Source organism: Xanthomonas sp. D-36-1 (assembly GCF_017746155.1).
Classification (GTDB): Bacteria; Pseudomonadota; Gammaproteobacteria; order Xanthomonadales; family Xanthomonadaceae; genus Xanthomonas; species Xanthomonas cissicola.
The window spans coordinates 1-16,044 of the sequence record NZ_JAGHWR010000080.1; the positions used below are offsets into that span (position 1 = coordinate 1).

Genomic DNA, 16,044 nt, shown 5'->3' on the forward strand with positions numbered 1-16,044 from the left:
CATTGATCAGACCATCCTTAGGTCTGGCGATCTGCCAGGAGCTGGCGATCGCCATGGGCGGGCAGATCGAGGTGATCAGCCGGCTGGGTGCGGGGACGCGCTTTGTGGTGGAGTTGCCGCTGCGCTGGGTGGCTTCCAACGCCGCACTCGGTGGCCAGACCGCGCATGCCGAGACGGCTGTCAAACCGCAGCGCATCCTGCTGGTGGAAGACGACCCGACCATCGCCGAGGTCATCGTCGGCCTGCTGCAAGCGCAGGGACACTCGGTCGTGCATGCCCCGCATGGCCTGGCGGCGTTGACCGAAGCGGCCGACAACACGTTCGATCTGGCGCTACTGGACCTGGATCTGCCCGGGCTGGATGGCTTTGCGTTGGCACGGCAACTGCGGGTATTCGGCTACGACATGCCGTTGATTGCCGTGACTGCACGCGCCGATGAGGTCGCCGAACCAAGTGCGCAGGAAGCGGGCTTCGACGCCTTCCTGCGCAAGCCGCTCACTGGCGACATGCTGGCCGACAGCATTGCCGAAGCGTTACGTCGCAAACGCTAACAAGCCGTGCCGATGTCCTGTCACCGGAGCAAACGCTCAGGTGTCATGCGGCGCGTTCGCCCGCATTGGGCTGCTCGAACAGCGATGCGGGTCGCGATGGTCTCGGCAGGCGAAAGGGCGTTGCAGGTGTCCTGCCAACCGAAGCGCGGCGGGCGGTCGCATCGCATGCAGGCTTCGGCGGATGCATTGTTGGGTCCGCTTCCCGCAAACCCTGTAGCGTGCAGTGGACTGACCAATGACCCTGCCGCACATGCGTCTTGCGGCCTGAGCGCACGCGCAGAACGCGCGTAGCGTGCTTGCCCGCATCGCGCGTGGCCCGCACTATGCGCCGACTTGTCGTGAAGTTGATCCGGTGCGCTTTCTATCCTGCTTGCCCCATCGGCAGCTCGCTGTGCTCTGGGTGTGCCTGTGTCTGGCAGTGCTTCCGGTGCAGGCGCGTACGCCCGCAACACCGGTGCCCATCCAGCTGACGATCGCCGACGGGCTGCCGTCGGACACGATCAATCAGTTGGCCGAGGACAAACAGGGATATCTGTGGCTTGCCAGCGATGACGGCTTGGCCAGATTCGATGGCCGCAACTACCGGATCTGGCGGATGGAAGATGGCCTGACCAGCAACGTGGTCTGGACCATCTGTGTCGATGCCGACGATCGGGTGTGGATGGGTTTCGAGGACGGCGGCGTCGGCTATCTGGAAGCGAACACACGCACGTTCAAACGACTGGAAGATCCGCAGTTCCCGGAATTGCGCGACGCCACCCTGTGGTCATTGGCGCAAACGCCCAACGGCGATATCTGGATCGGCACCGCCAAGCAAGGCCTCTATCGTTACCGGCCCGACGGTCGCATGCAGCACTTTTCTGCAAAGGCCGGCGATGCCGCCAGCTTGCCGTCCGACAATATCGTTGGTCTGGAAGTTGCGCCCGACGGCGGCCTGTGGATCGGCACCTGGGGCGGGCTTGTGCACTGGGATGGTCGACGCCTGGAGCGCGTGCCGCTTCCGGGCCCGTCCCAGTCGGTCAACAGAATGTACAAGGAGCCCGATGGCAAGGTGCTCTGGATTGCCGATTTCGACGGCAACCCCGTCCGGTTCAACACCGTCGGGCGGCCCACGGCCCGCCCCTGGCAAAGCGGTACGGACACCGCGCAGGTCAGAGGCGTCCTGCTCCGTGATCGGCTCGGGCGCTACTGGCTGGATACCGCCACCGGCCTGGGGATGAGTACCGGCGATGGTGGCGTCGAACGCGTGCCGGTCTACAGTTTTTCAGCGCACGGTCTGGTCAACCGGAACTGGATCACCGCCTATCAGGACCGCGAAGGGGGTCTGTGGTTTGCCAGCCTGGAGGGCGGGCTGTGGCACCTGCCTCCGCGCTGGGATACCTTCGCGCTGTTTTCGCATCGCGCAGACGATCCGCAATCGCTCGCCAACCCCTCGGTCGTTGCGACGGCGGCCTCGATCACGGGCGGGATCTGGCTGGTCGGCACCCGTGGAACCCTTGAGCATTTCGATCCCGTCACCGGCCGCGTCGAGCCACGCCTGGCCTCGGTCGATCCAGAGCGCATTCCCGATACCGTCATCGAAAGCAGGCGGGGAACGGTCTGGATTGGCGTGCAGGAAAGGCTGGTTCGATACAACCCGCAGACAGGCGAGGTCAGGCGTTGGCCACTGCTCGGGCACAAGGAGTCCGCAGCCGATCTCGAAGATGTCGGCAGGCCTGGCAGGATGGCCGAAGATGCGCAAGGCCGCATCTGGGTGGCGCTGCTCACGCACGGGGTGCAGCTGTGGAGCAGCGAGGGCCAGCTGCTCAGGACGCTCGACTATGGAAGCCATGGGCTGAAGGCGTTGACTGTTCTGGACATGCGGATCGGGCCGGATGGGCAGATCTGGCTGAGCAACAATGCCGGGCTGTGGCGATGGGATCCGCATGCCGACCAGTTCGTTCCGGTCCGCGGCGCGCCGTCCCTGCCGACCTATGTGTTTCGCCAGGGAGATGGGGGCATCGTCTGGATCGGATTGGCCGGACAATTGCGGCGCTATCTCTGGGACGGCAAGCAGCTCACGCATCTGGATACGGTGGGAAAGGAGCAGGAGTTCCCGATGGTCTCGCCGACCGGCCTGGTGATCGATGCCGGTGGCGTGGCCTGGGTCTCCAGTCATCGTGGGCTGATTCGGGTCGACCCCGGCAGCAAGCTGGTGCGTGTGTACGACGTGCACGACGGACTTCCCAGTTCGCCCCTGCAGGTGGCCACGCTGGTGCAGGCAAGCACGGGGCAGATCCTGGGCGGCACATCCGACGGCATCGTGGTGTTCGATCCGGCCACGATGCGTCCGAATCTGCGCCGACCGCAGCTGTTGATCGAACGTGTCAGCTCGCGACGCGGCGAGCGCGAACTGGATGTCACCGGCAAGGCGCCGCTGCAAGTGCAGGACGGCGATCGCGACCTGCATATCGTGGCGCGGATGCCCACGTTTACCAATCCCGAATCCACCAGTTACCGCTTCCGCCTCAGTGGCTACGATCCGGACTGGATCGACGTGGGCTCCACTGGCGAACGGTTGTTTTCGCGCCTGCCCTCCGGGCATTACACGCTGGAAGTGCAGGGGCGTACCGCAGATGGCATCTGGTCGGCCAGCCAGACATTACGTTTTCAGGTGTTGCCGCCATGGTGGCTGTCGCCGTGGGGTTTAAGCCTGCTGGCCTTGCTGACGGTGTGCGTGATCGCCGCCGCCATCTTGTTGTACCGCCGTCGGTTGCGTCGCCTGAATGCCTGGCAGCTGGCCGTGCACAAACAGGAGCTGGCCGAACAGGCGTCTTTGGCCAAAACGCGTTTTCTGGCGACGCTGGGTCATGAGGTGCGTACGCCGATGACGGGTGTGTTGGGCATGAGCGAATTGCTGCTCAAGACCACGCAGGACCCCACGCAGCGCAGCTACACCGAGTCGATCCGTCGTGCGGGGGCGCATCTGTTGCGGCTGGTCAACGATGCGCTGGATCTGGCGCGCATCGAATCGGGCCGGCTTGAACTGGATTTCCAGCCATTTTCGGTGCGTCAACTCGTGGCCGAGGTCGAAGCGCTGATGGCGCCGTTGGCGCAGGAGCGCGGGCTGCGTTTCAGCCTGGAAATCGGGCTGCTCGGCGATATCACCGCCAGCGGCGATTCCACCCGCATTCGGCAGATCCTGCTCAACCTGCTCAATAACGCGATCAAATTCACCGAGCGCGGGGTGGTCGCGCTGAAGCTGACCACGCTCGGTTCCTATCAAGGCCTGCGCTTCGAAGTTGCCGACACAGGCCCGGGCATCAATGCCGAACAGAAGGCGCGATTGTTCCAGCGCTTCGAGCAGGGCGACGGTGCCAAGACCACTTCACGCTATGGGGGCAGTGGTCTGGGCCTGGCGATCTGTCAGGAGCTGGCGATGGCGATGGGCGGGCATATCGAGGTGATCAGCCGGCTCGGCGCCGGGACGCGCTTTGTGGTGGATCTGCCGCTGCGCTGGGTGGCGTCGAATGCGACGCTGGACGGCGAGGTGGCGCATGCCGCCAGCCCTGTCGATCCGCAGCGCATCCTGCTGGTGGAAGACGACCCGACCATCGCCGAGGTCATCATCGGCCTGCTGCGCGCGCAGGGGCATTCGGTGGTGCATGCGCCGCATGGTTTGGCAGCGCTGACCGAAGCGGCCGACAACACGTTCGATCTGGCATTGCTGGATCTGGATCTGCCCGGGCTGGATGGCTTTGCGTTGGCGCGGCAGTTGCGCGTCTTCGGCTACGAGATGCCGTTGATCGCGGTGACCGCACGCTCCGATGAAGCCGCCGAACCGAACGCGCAGGAAGCGGGCTTCGACCGTTTCCTGCGCAAGCCGCTCACCGGCGAGATGTTGGCCAACACCATTGCCGAGGCGTTGCGGCATGCCCGCGCACGTGATGGGGCGTAGCCGCGGCGGAAGTGACAGCGCGCCAGCGCAGCACCTACTCGGCAACCGCTTCCACTTCCTTGGGGTGCGGCCGCGTCTCGGCCAGCTGCCAGAAGATCAACGTCGACGACAAGGTGATGCCGCCCACGCACAGGAAGGTGGCATGCAAGGCGGCGGTAGCCCCATGCGTATCGCCCAGATGCGTATTGAATGCAGCCAACAGACTGCCCGCTGCCGCAGCGCCGAAACCGGTGGCCAGCATCATCACCATCGACAGCAGACTGTTGCCGGGGCTGGCCTGGTCGCGGTCCAGATCGCGCAGGGTCACGGTGTTCATGACCGTAAATTGCAGTGAATTGACGGCGCCAAAGCAGGCCAATTGCACCAGGCGCAGCCACAGCGGCTGGCCGATATCGATCAGCGCAAAGCTGGCCATGGCCACGCCCACCAACACGGTGTTGAGCATCAGCACACGTCGATAGCCGAAGCGTCCCACCAGCTTGACCGCCGCGCGTTTGGCGGCCATGCCCGCCAGCGCCACCGGCACCATCATCAGCCCGGCATTCATCGGGCTCATGCCCAGGCCCACCTGCAACAGCAACGGAATCAAGAACGGCATCGAGCCGCTGCCCACGCGTGCGAACAAGTTGCCCAGAATGCCGATGCGGTAGCTCGCCACCTTGAATAGCGCCAGCGGAAACAGCGCGTTGGCGGTGTTGCCCGCATGCAGCCAGTAGCCGGCCAGTGCGGCGAGCCCGCCGATGGCCAGCAACATCACAAACGCATGGCGTAGGCCGAGTTCGGAGATGCCATCCAGCGCCAGCGACAACGCCACCATGCCGAACGCCAGCATCAGGTAGCCGACCAGATCGAAGCGCTTGCGTGCATCGCCGTAGTGGTCCGGCATGATTTTCAGCGCAGCAATGAACCCGATCGCCCCGATCGGCAGGTTGATCAGGAACACCCAGTGCCACGAGGCGACTTCGACCAGCCAGCCGCCCAGGGTCGGGCCGATCAGCGGGCCGATCAGGGCGGGAATGGCGATAAAGCTCATCGCGCGCAGGAAGTCTGCGCGCGCCACCGTCTTGAGCACCGCCAGCCGCCCGACCGGCAGCAGCATCGCGCCGCCGATGCCTTGCACCACGCGTGCGGCCACCAACTGCGGCAGGTGTTGCGCTGCCGCGCACAGCAGCGAGCCCAAGGTGAACACGATGATTGCGGCCAGGAAGGTGCGCCGCGTGCCGAAGCGGTCCGCGATCCAGCCCGAGGCGGGGATGAACATCGCCACCGCCAGCGCATAACTGAAGACCACCGACTGCATCTGCAGCGGGCTTTCGCGCAGGCTGCGCGCCATCGACGGCAACGCCGTGTTGACGATGGTCGCATCCAGCATCTGCATGAAGATCGCCAGCGATACCAGCCACAGCAGCGGCTTGATGGTGGCGTAGGCGCGCGAGGTGGGGACGGGTTGAGACATGGGGGCTTGGCCGGAGGAACGCTGCATTATCGCTTCCCTGCTGTGCACGGCGCGGAACGCTGTGTGCGACCCCCAGGCATGCCTGCGCCGGCACCCTGCGCCGTGATGCAGGCGCAACGCCGACGGTACACGCGCAGCCACATCGGGTTATCGCACTGGCGGCCCTGGGTGCAGGTGTGAATCACGCGATGCGTTTGATGGCACGACGCGTCCGCCACCGATATGCCGGCAGGCGGTGCGAACATGCAGAACCAGCGGGCCGATTCGGTTGCGCAACAGGCGACCCAGCAGTGCCAAGGTGCGCACGGGCACGGGCACGGGCATTGGCCGGGTCCGTGCAACCCGGCCCGCGCGATGTCGCGCTCAGCGCCTGCTCAAGCTCTGCACCGCCTCCACCAGCACACCCACGTGCTCGGGATTCATATCCGGCGACATGCCGTGGCCGAGGTTGAAGACGTGGCCTTCGCGTGAGCCGCCGTTGCCCTGAGCGTAGCTGTCCAGGGTCTTGGCGACTTCGCTACGGATCGCTTCGGGCGAGCCGTACAGCGTGGCCGGGTCGAGATTGCCCTGCAGGGCAACGCGGCCGCCCGCCCGTTGGGCGGCGTCAGCCAGCGAGATGGTCCAGTCCACGCCCACGGCTTCGGCACCGCTGGCGGCCAGATCGGCCACGTAGGCGCCGTTGCCCTTGCCGAACAGCACCAGCGGGGTGCGCTCGGCCCCGGTGCCGCGTTCCAGCTCACGCGCGATGCGGGTGAGGTAGGGCAGCGAGAATTCGCGGTACATCGCCGGCGAGAGCACGCCGCCCCAGGTGTCGAACACCTGCAGCGCCTGCGCGCCTGCAGCGCGTTGGGCGGCCAAGTAGGCGATCACCGCGTCGGTGACGGTGCCGAGCAGGTGATGCAGCAGCTCAGGCGCGTTGAAGGCCATCGCCTTGATGCGTGCGTATTCCTTGCTGCCGCCGCCTTCGATCATGTAGCAGGCCAGCGTCCACGGGCTGCCGGAGAAGCCGATCAGGGGCACCGAACCATCCAGTTCGCGGCGGATCACCCGCACCGCATCCATCACGTAGCGCAGCTCGGTTTCCATGTCCGGCACGCCCAGACGATGGATTGCGGCGGCATCGCGCACCGGGTGGCGGAACTTGGGACCTTCGCCTTCGACAAAATACAGCTCCAGGCCCATCGCATCGGGAATGGTGAGGATGTCGGAGAACAGGATTGCCGCATCCAGCGGGAAGCGCTGCAGCGGCTGCAGGGTCACTTCGCAGGCGATGTCCGGATTCTTGGCCATGCCCAGAAAGCTGCCGGCGCGCGCGCGCGTGGCGCGGTACTCCGGCAAATAGCGGCCGGCCTGGCGCATCAACCACACAGGGGTGCGGTCCACGGGCTGACGGTTGAGCGCGCGCAGCAGGCGATCGTTCTTGAGCATGGGGAAGTGTGTCCTCAGCGCGGCGCGTCGTCGGCGCCGCCGGTGATGAGTTGGAAACCGCGTTTGAGTTGGGTGTCGCGCGCCTTGTCGAAGGCGCGGTCTGCTTCATCCTGTTGCAGGTACTGGTCGCGTCGCAGTTGCGTGCGTCCGCCGATCTCGCCGGTTTCGCGCAGCAATTCCCAGCCACCGAACAGATCCGGTTGCAGGGTCAGCTGGACGTAGCGGAGCGGCGCGTTACCGCCGGGATCGTGTTGTAGAAGGATGCGCATGCGGCCGATTGTAGCCGGGCGCTGCTGAAGGCTGAGAGCAGTGGCGCGTCCGGGTGTTCTGGTTGCGAAGGGAGCCTCGTTGGGCGTCCATGCTTGCCGGTGCGCTTCCGAGCGAGTTTTCGACCGCTGGAGCAGACGGTGGCAGGCAGTGCGTAGGAGCGCACCTGGGCGCGATAGGGATTTATCGGGAAGGCCCCATCGCGTCCGGGGCACTCCCACAAAATAGTGAGCGTCGTGGCGATCGACGGCAGCTGGGTGCGGGCGTCCAGCGTGCCGTGCCTTATCGGCCGGCTGGCCTTATCCCGCCAGGATCTCCAGCACCGCGGCCTCTTCCACATCCGGAACCACCTCGGCCTTGCCGATACCGCGCCACAACACCAGGCGCAGGCGGCCGGCGATGTTCTTCTTGTCCAGGCGCATGCGTGCGAGCAGGGCCTGAGGGGCCAGGCCGGGCGGGATCTCGGTGGGCAGGTCGAAGTCGTGCAGCAGCGCGCGCAAGGCCTCGGTGTCCTGTGGATCGCTCATTCCCAGCGCGGCCGACAGGCGCGCCGCCAGCACCATGCCCACTGCCACGGCCTCGCCATGGTTGAGGTTGTCGTTGCCGGGCGCGCCGTAGCCTTGCTCGGTTTCGATTGCGTGACCGAAAGTGTGGCCCAGGTTGAGCAATGCGCGCTCGCCTTTTTCCAGCGGGTCGCGCGCCACGATCTCGGCCTTATGCTCGCAGCTGCGGGCGATGGCCTGCGCCAGCGCCGCTGCATCGCCATCGAGCAGGGCGCGGCGTTCGGCATGCAGCCACTGGAAGAACAGCGGGTCGCGGATGGCGCCGTACTTGATCACCTCGGCCAGGCCGGCGCGCAGTTCGCGTGCGGGCAGGGTGCGCAAGGTGTCGGTGTCGGCGATCACCGCGCGCGGCGGATGGAAGGCGCCCACCAGGTTCTTGCCCTGCGGGATGTCCACCGCGGTCTTGCCGCCGACCGACGAATCCACCATTGCCAGCAGGCTGGTGGGCAGTTGCACGCAATCCACGCCGCGCATCCAGCACGCTGCCGCAAAGCCGGCCAGGTCGCCGACCACGCCGCCGCCCAGCGCGAACACGCAGGCGTCGCGGGTGGCACCGAGTTCGGCCAGTGCGGTGATCGCAGAACCAAAGGTCTCCAAGGTTTTGGAGGCTTCGCCGGCGGCAATGACCAATTCGCCGACCTGCAGGTCCGGCCGCGCGCCCAACAAGGCGGCGCGTACGCCGGCCGCGTAATGCGGAGCCACCTGCGAGTCGCTGAGCAGCAGCGCATGGCGGCCGCGCACATGGCTGGCCAGGCGCGCACCGTCGGCCAGCAGGCCCGGGGCGATGGTGATGGTGTAAGGCTGCGCACCGTCGACATCGACGCTGCGCGAGGAACGGGAAAGTGTCATGCGGGGTTACTCGACATGCGCCATTGCGCGGCCAGGCGCAGCACCAGCTGCGCGGTGGCCTCGGCGGGGGAAAGATGATCGGTTTCCAGGCTGAGATCTGCGACCTGGTGATACAGCGGCGTGCGGTGCGCGGCCATCGCATGCAGCACCTGCTCGCGGTCGGCGCGTTGCAGCAGCGGGCGATTGCGGTCGCGCGCCAGCCGTGTCAATTGCGCCGGCACACTGACATGCAGGTACACCACGAACCCACGCGCGCAGATGCGCTCGCGATTGCGCGGATCCAGCACTGCGCCGCCACCGGTGGAAATCAGTTTGTTGTCCTGTTCCAGCAGCGCCTGCAGGGTTTGGGCCTCGTGCTGCCGAAACCTGGCTTCGCCATGCTGCTCGAAGATGGCCGGGATGCTGCTGCCCACCTGTTCGACGATGGCCTGGTCCACATCGACGAATTCCAGCCCGAAGCGCTCGGCCAGGCGACGGCCGATGCAGCTTTTTCCGGCGCCCATCGGGCCGACCATCACGAGATTGGGTGCGGGGTTCATGCACAGGGATCGTAGCATTCACGCCAGCGGGCCGGGCCGATGGCACGGCGCAATGGCTGTCCTCAACCACGCCAACCGCGTGCCGGTCCGGCGATTCGATCGCGGTGCATAGGCGAAGCGCGGGAGATGCGCCCACAATAGGCGTCCATCTGGCTGCCACGCACCGTCATGACCGATCTGTACGCAGAAGCTCTTGCCACCTTCGCTGCGCTGTATGCCGAGGCGCACAACAGCGCCGAACTGGAAGCCAGCGCGATGACCGTGGCCACCGCCAACGTGGATGGCCGGCCGAGCGCACGCACCGTGTTGCTCAAGGCCTTCGACGCGCGCGGGTTCGTGTTCTACACCCATCTGGACAGCGCAAAGGGCCGCGATCTGCAGACCCACCCGCAGGCGGCGCTGTTGTTCCTGTGGCGCAGCCTGCGCGAAGCCGGCATCCAGGTCCGCATCGAGGGCGGCGTGCAGCTGGTGAGCGCGGACGAATCCGATGCGTACTTCGCCTCGCGCCCGCGCATGAGCCAGATCGGCGCGTGGGCCTCGCGGCAGTCGCAGGCGCTGGGTTCGCGCGAAGAGTTCGATGCGGCCATTGCCAAGGTCGAAGCGACGTTCGAAGGGCGCGAGGTGCCGCGCCCGGATGGCTGGGGCGGGTTCAGGGTGGTGCCGCAGGCGTTCGAGTTCTGGTACGGCGCCAAGTTCCGTCTGCACGAGCGCTGGCGCTACGATGCCGACGCGGCCAGCCATTGGAGCAAGCGGATGCTGTATCCGTGAGGCAGTCGCCCGGCATGGGGCGACACGCCAGCTGAACGGGCGGTTTGCTCGCCTGCCGCGCGCCTGGCCAGCTGACTTTCGGCCCTTTCTGCCGGTCACGGGCAGTCTGTAGTATGTCCGGTCGCTGCAGGACATTCGCTGCATCACCACCACGGCATGACCAAAGGACAGGACATCGTATGACGCAGTACACCACCGTCGAATTGCACGGCCTGCTGGCCGAGCGCTACCGTGGCCAGCCGATCCAGGTCGAACTGATCGACGGCCTGGAGCCGGCCATCAATCTCACCCTGGCCGACCACGGCGACATGCAGATCCAGGTTGCCGCTTCCGGCTCGCAGGTTTTCGTGTCCACGCTGCTGGCCCATGCCGAGCACGTCAACGACCGCGCCGCCTTCAACGACGCCTGCCTGCGCCTGAATCCGCTCAACCCCTTGTCCAACCTGGGCCTGGTCCAGGTCGACGGCAAGGACCGTTATGTCGTGTTTGGCGAGCTGTCGGCCTCCTCGACGCTCGACCAGATCGACGAAGAAATCCAGACCCTGGCGGCCAACACGTTGGATGCCGCCGAATCTCTCAAGCCGTTCTTTTCCTAAAGGCGTGTTGTCATGAGTATCTTTTCCAAGCTGATCACGCTGCTGCGTGGTACCGCACACGAAACCGGCCAGAAGGCCGTCGACGCCAATGCGCTGCGCATCCTGGACCAGGAAATGCGCGATGCCGGCGCCCAGCTCACGCGCTCGCGCGAAGAGCTCACCAAGTTGATGGCGCAGAGCAAGCTGGCCCAGCAGAAGATCGACGCGCGCGCCGGCAAGATGGCTGAATACACGCGCTACATCGAAGGTGCGCTGGCCAAGAACGATGAAGCGCTGGCGCACGATGTGGCGGTCAAGCTGGCCGCGCTGGAAAGCGAAGACGCAGGCGACAAGGCTTCCAAGACCGCGCTGGACCAGTCGGTGGTGACGCTCAAGGCCACCATCCAGAAGACCGAGAACCAGCTGCGTGGCATGCGTCAGCAGATCGATACGGTCAAGGCCACCGATGCGGTGCAGAAGGCGCAGGCCGCCATTGCCGCGCGCCATTCCGGTGCCAGCAGCAAGATGGGCTCGGCGCTGGAATCGCTGGAGCGCATCAAGGCGCGTCAGGCCGAGACCTCCGCGCGCATCGAATCGGCCGAAGAACTCGAAGCGTCCAGCGGCGATGGCGATCTCAATCGGCGCCTGGCGGCGGCTGGCCTGATGGAAGGCGAGTCCAATGCCGCTGCGGTGCTGGCGCGCTTCAAGAAGCCGGCTGCGCAGCTGGGTCACGAGAATGCCGGCGGCACCGCGCCGCTGATTGGCCAGGTGCGCGACGTGCAGCAGGTTCCGCGCAGCGACAGCTGATCCATCGCACGGCACAGGATGCGCCATGATCATCGTTGGACGGCTGTTGCGGGTCCTGCGGCGCCACGTGCGCCGCGTCAGCTGGGGCACGGTGGCGCTGGCACTGCTGGCGCACATGGGGCTGAGCTGGTTGCTGCTGCTGTGGGCCGGCGAGCAGAAGCTCGTCGGCCTGGACGCGTTTCCGTACTACTACATGACCACTGCCACCACCATCGGCTACGGCGACCTGTCGCCGGGCTCGGTCGCCGGGCGCTATATCGCCGCGTTCGTGTTGATGCCGGGCGCGGTGGCGTTGTTCGCCACGGTGCTGGCCAAGACCAGCGGGGTGCTCATCACTTTCTGGAGGCGCCACCACATGGGCAAGATGGCCTATGCCGATCTGCGCGGGCACACCATTCTGATCGGCTGGCAGGGCGCAGCCTCCATGCGCCTGCTGGAATTGCTGCTGTCCGACACCGCCACCGATGACGAAGGCGTGGTGCTGATTGCCGAGGGTGTGGCGGAAAATCCGATGCCCGACCACATGCGCTTCATCGCCGCCGAGTCGTACACGCATACCGAGGTGTACCTGCGTGCCGGCATTGCCGGCGCGGCGCGGGTGATCGTCAACCCGCCCTCCGACGACCAGACCCTGGCAGCCGTGTTCGCGTTGATGGCGCATGCGCCGGCCGCGCATATCGTGGCGCACTTCGATTCGGCCAGCGCGGCGCGATTGGTCAACTGCCATTACCCAGCCATCGAGTGCACGCGTCCGATGACCGCCGAGATCCTGGCACGTGCGGCGCAGGATCCGGGCAGTGCGGCGATCACCGCCGAGCTGCTGTCGGTAGACGAAGGCCCCACCCAGTTCAGCCTTGCAGTGCCTGCGAGTGTGCAACCACTGGATTACGGCCGGCTTGCGGCCGATTTCGGCCAGCGGGGCGCATTGCTGCTGGGCCTGCGCGCGCCCGATGGCGCGTTGCGCTTGAACCCGCCAGCACGCACCGCAGTCGTTGGCGGTGCGATGCTGTATTACCTGGCCGAGCAGCGCGTGCCGGCACACGCCATCGCCTGGCAGGCCATGCGCAGCGAGGCGTCCCCCATCTCCCCATCGCCACAAGGTGTCTGACGATGAGTTTTTTCAGCAAGTTGTTCGGTCGACCGCAACCGCCGCCGCTGCCCACTTCCGGGAGTGGCGCGATCGGTCACACGCTGCCGCTGGGGCTGCGTGTCGGTGGCCAGGTGGAGATCGACACCACCCTGTACCGCATGGCGCCCGAGGCCATGACCGCCGAGTTGCCGGGCGGGCATCAGGGCATTCCCTGCTACGGTCACGTCAATCTGGGCGATGGCTATGCGCTGCATCGGTTCTATCTGGACGACGATGCGTTCTTGCAGGTCACCACCGTGGGGGGCGATCTGGAAGCGATGAAGGCCTTCGTGTATTGCGAGACGGTGAACCCGCCCAGCAAGCAGGCGTTTCAGGAGTTCGTGATGCAGCACCCGCATCTGGGTGCGGCGCAGATCGAGTACGCCGGCAAACAGTGGCAGCGCGCAACGCAATCCACCGATGACGTGTCACGGATTCCGCCGATCGCCTACGACGAAGTGTTGTACCGCTACCAGCCGCCGCGCCGCGATGGCGATCTGACCCATTACGCCATGCTCTACAGCCGCGATGTGCCGGAGCTGCAGCGCGAAGAATTCTTGCTGGTGACCGGCGAAGATTCCGGCCCCAACGAATTCTGCGTCACCTATGCGGTCGGTATCGATGTCACCGTCGCCGATCTGGATATCACCTGAGCATGCGCGCTCGCCTTCCACCTACCTTGGTCCTGTCATGAACCCGATCAACCTGCAGAGTTTTCTCGCGTTTCTTTCCTATTTCGGTACCGGCCTGGGCGTGTTGATCGTCTCGGTGGTGCTGGTGACCCTGGTCACCCCGCACAAGGATTTCACCTTGCTGCGGCAGGGCAATGTGGCGGCGGCGACAGCGCTGGCCGGCAACCTGATCGGCGTGGCGCTGCCGCTGCATTCGGCCATCACCCATTCGGTGAGCCTGATCGACGCCCTGATCTGGGGCCTAGTGGCCTGCGGCATCCAGGTGGTGGCCTACCTGCTGGCCAATCTGGTGGCCGGGCGCATCTCGCGGCAGATCACCGACAACATCACCGCCGCCGGTATCTTTTCGGCCGGCGTGTCGATCGCGGTGGGGCTGATCAATGCCGCCGCGATCACGCCGTAACGGAGCGCAGGCATGAAGCGATCACGCAATCTCAAACTCACCTTGATGGCCGCGCTGCCGGCCGCCTTCGTCACCGGCTGCGGCTCGGAACCGGAGACCGGTGTGGTGCTGCAGTCGGCCTCGGACTGTTACCAGATCAAGCAGGAACAGTCCGATATCCAGCAATGCCTCAAGGCCTACGACGAGGCGGTGGCCAAGCATCAGCAGGCCGCGCCGCGCTTCACCACGCGCTACGAGTGCGATGCGCAGTTCGGCAGCTGCACGGCGATCACCAATCCGCAAGGGCAGCAGAGCTGGATCCCGCCGATGGGTGGGTTCTTGCTGGGTTATGCCCTGGGCAATATGAGCGGCGGCGGTTATCGCTATGGCGGCTCGATTCCGCTGTATCGCGACTACCGCAGCGGCGGTTACTACAAGCCCAATGGCGATCTGGCCAGCAGCCGCATCGGTACGGTGCGTGGACGCAGCGGCGCCATCGACATGCCCACGCGTGCCATTACCGTGTCGCGTTCGGGCTTCGGTTCCAGCGCGGCGGCGCGCAGTTCGTTCGGCAGCGGCGGGCGCAGCTCGGGGTTCGGCGGCTGACATGCAACGCATCCTGATCCCCGAACGCGCGGATTGGCGCACGCAGGCCGAATCGCTGGGCTTCCACTTCCACACCATCGACGGCGAGCCGTATTGGGACGAAAGCGCCTACTACGCGTTTTCGTTGCGTCAGATCGAAGACGACATCGAAGCGCCCACCCAAGAGTTGCACGACATGGCGATGCAACTGGTGGACGAGGTGGTGGGCTCGGAAGCGCTGATGACCCGGCTGGCCATCCCGCCGTTCTACTGGGACTGGATCGCCAACTCCTGGAAAGAGCGCGACCCGCATCTGTATGGCCGCATGGATCTGGCGTATTCGGGCGATGGCCCGGCCAAGTTGTACGAACTCAATTACGACACGCCGACATCGCTCTACGAATCGGCCTACTTCCAGTGGTTGTGGCTGGAACAGCAGATCGCCAGTGGCGCGCTGCCCAAGGGGACCGATCAGTACAACCTGATCCAGGACCTACTGTGCGAAACCCTGGGCGCGCTGGCCGTGGATGGCGCGATCGGCGCGCAGATGCATTTTGCGGCGGTGCGCGATTCGCTGGAGGACCGCGCCACCGTGCGCTACTTGCGCGACTGTGCGCATCAGGTGGGCATCAGCACCGAGGAAGTGGCCATCGAAGACATCGGCCTGAGTGCCGAAGGCTGGTTCACCGACGAACAGGATCGGGTGATCCATACGCTGTTCAAGCTGTATCCGCTGGAATTCATGATGGAAGAACGCTTCGGGCCGGCATTGATCGCCGACCGGGTGCGCCTGATCGAACCGGCATGGAAATCGGTGCTGAGCAACAAGGGCATCCTTCCGTTGCTGTGGGACCGCCATCAGGGCCACCCGAATCTGCTGCCCGCCCGCTTTGCGCAGGCCGGTGAGGCGCCGAGCGCAGGCTGGGTGCGCAAGCCGTTGCTCTCGCGCGAGGGGGCCAACATCGCGCTGGTCACGGCGCAAGGCGAGGCCGCGCACACCGATGGCCCGTACGTGGATGGCCCCGCAATTCTGCAGGCGCATCACCCGCTGCCGGTGTTCGATGGGCGCCATGCGCTGGTAGGAAGCTGGGTTGTCGCGGACCGTCCTGCCGGACTGGGCATGCGCGACGACGATGGCCCGATCACCCGCGACACCTCGCGCTTCGTGCCGCACGTCATCACGGATTGACACCCGGCCGAAGGTACATCGCCACTGCGAGGTGGTGGTGTCGTGCGTGTGATCCGAGCTTCCTCTGCGTCACACCTAGGGAAGGTCTGATCAACTCACCGCAGATGCGCGACACTATCGCCTTATGTAGAGGATTCATCCATGCAGCTGACGTTCGGTGACGCTGAGGGCTTGGGCAAGCGTAAGCAGACCCGGCGCGAGATCTTTCTTGCCGAGATGGAGCAGGTTGTTCCGTGGCAGCAACTGCTTGCCCTGATCGCGCCGCACTATCCAGTGTCGGGGCGGCCAGGTCGGCAGCCGTACGCACTGGCGACGATGTTGCGGATT

At 65.6% G+C, this 16,044-nt stretch carries 15 protein-coding genes and 1 pseudogene; 11 read left to right on the forward strand and 5 right to left on the reverse strand.

What is annotated here, in order from left to right:
* Together J7367_RS19345 and J7367_RS19350 are read left to right on the forward strand one after the other, a co-directional pair.
* A partial coding sequence (locus tag J7367_RS19345) for a response regulator (protein WP_139792823.1) occupies positions 1 to 551 on the forward strand: 551 nt, incomplete at its 5' end.
* Between the two features lie 391 nt (positions 552 to 942).
* The gene (locus J7367_RS19350; RefSeq protein WP_057662830.1) at positions 943 to 4,488 is read left to right on the forward strand and encodes an ATP-binding protein; all 3,546 of its coding nucleotides are present in this window, start codon (positions 943 to 945) and stop codon (positions 4,486 to 4,488) included.
* Positions 4,489 to 4,522: 34 nt separating this feature from the next.
* Here the strand turns inward: J7367_RS19350 and mdtD are convergent, their stop codons facing one another.
* The 5 genes from mdtD to J7367_RS19375 all read right to left on the reverse strand — a co-directional run bounded on the left by mdtD (position 4,523) and on the right by J7367_RS19375 (position 9,590).
* A complete protein-coding gene (gene mdtD, locus J7367_RS19355) occupies positions 4,523 to 5,944 on the reverse strand; it encodes a multidrug transporter subunit MdtD (RefSeq protein ID WP_033481274.1) in 1,422 nt (473 codons plus the stop codon).
* A 363-nt stretch (positions 5,945 to 6,307) separates the two neighbouring features.
* Positions 6,308 to 7,372 (reverse strand): uroporphyrinogen decarboxylase, encoded by a 1,065-nt coding sequence (gene hemE, locus J7367_RS19360; protein ID WP_007971381.1) that lies wholly within the window; start codon positions 7,370 to 7,372, stop codon positions 6,308 to 6,310.
* 14 nt (positions 7,373 to 7,386) lie between these two features.
* Positions 7,387 to 7,641, reverse strand: a complete 255-nt coding sequence (locus tag J7367_RS19365) for a WGR domain-containing protein (RefSeq protein ID WP_005928169.1) — start codon at positions 7,639 to 7,641, stop codon at positions 7,387 to 7,389.
* 297 nt (positions 7,642 to 7,938) lie between these two features.
* Entirely contained in the window at positions 7,939 to 9,051 is a 1,113-nt protein-coding gene (aroB, locus tag J7367_RS19370) for a 3-dehydroquinate synthase (RefSeq protein ID WP_007965632.1), read from the reverse strand.
* Positions 9,048 to 9,590 carry a shikimate kinase gene (locus J7367_RS19375; RefSeq protein ID WP_007971379.1) on the reverse strand — a complete coding sequence of 181 codons (543 nt, stop codon included), beginning with the start codon at positions 9,588 to 9,590 and terminating at the stop codon, positions 9,048 to 9,050. Before J7367_RS19375 ends, aroB begins: the two co-directional genes overlap by 4 nt.
* 168 nt (positions 9,591 to 9,758) lie before the next feature.
* Between J7367_RS19375 and pdxH the strand changes: the two genes are divergently transcribed.
* The 9 genes and pseudogenes from pdxH to J7367_RS19420 form a co-directional block, all read left to right on the forward strand.
* Positions 9,759 to 10,358 (forward strand): pyridoxamine 5'-phosphate oxidase, encoded by a 600-nt coding sequence (gene pdxH, locus J7367_RS19380; RefSeq protein WP_057662826.1) that lies wholly within the window; start codon positions 9,759 to 9,761, stop codon positions 10,356 to 10,358.
* Positions 10,359 to 10,537: 179 nt separating this feature from the next.
* The gene (locus tag J7367_RS19385; RefSeq protein WP_007965635.1) at positions 10,538 to 10,954 is read left to right on the forward strand and encodes a YjfI family protein; all 417 of its coding nucleotides are present in this window, start codon (positions 10,538 to 10,540) and stop codon (positions 10,952 to 10,954) included.
* 12 nt (positions 10,955 to 10,966) lie between these two features.
* Positions 10,967 to 11,740 (forward strand): PspA/IM30 family protein, encoded by a 774-nt coding sequence (locus J7367_RS19390; protein WP_007965636.1) that lies wholly within the window; start codon positions 10,967 to 10,969, stop codon positions 11,738 to 11,740.
* A 25-nt stretch (positions 11,741 to 11,765) separates the two neighbouring features.
* Positions 11,766 to 12,848 (forward strand): ion channel, encoded by a 1,083-nt coding sequence (locus J7367_RS19395; RefSeq protein WP_022558802.1) that lies wholly within the window; start codon positions 11,766 to 11,768, stop codon positions 12,846 to 12,848.
* Entirely contained in the window at positions 12,845 to 13,522 is a 678-nt protein-coding gene (locus J7367_RS19400; RefSeq protein ID WP_176215062.1) for a YjfK family protein, read from the forward strand. The genes J7367_RS19395 and J7367_RS19400 overlap by 4 nt, the downstream gene beginning before the upstream one ends.
* Before the next feature lie 37 nt (positions 13,523 to 13,559).
* Positions 13,560 to 13,964: a DUF350 domain-containing protein gene (locus J7367_RS19405; RefSeq protein ID WP_003489536.1), complete on the forward strand. Its 405-nt coding sequence runs from the start codon at positions 13,560 to 13,562 to the stop codon at positions 13,962 to 13,964.
* Between the two features lie 12 nt (positions 13,965 to 13,976).
* Complete coding sequence (locus tag J7367_RS19410) at positions 13,977 to 14,549, forward strand: DUF1190 domain-containing protein (RefSeq protein WP_007965639.1); 573 nt, start codon at positions 13,977 to 13,979, stop codon at positions 14,547 to 14,549.
* Between the two features lies 1 nt (position 14,550).
* Positions 14,551 to 15,717 carry a glutathionylspermidine synthase family protein gene (locus J7367_RS19415; protein ID WP_007965640.1) on the forward strand — a complete coding sequence of 389 codons (1,167 nt, stop codon included), beginning with the start codon at positions 14,551 to 14,553 and terminating at the stop codon, positions 15,715 to 15,717.
* Between the two features lie 141 nt (positions 15,718 to 15,858).
* Positions 15,859 to 16,044 (forward strand): annotated as a pseudogene (locus J7367_RS19420) (IS5/IS1182 family transposase); the annotation flags it as partial.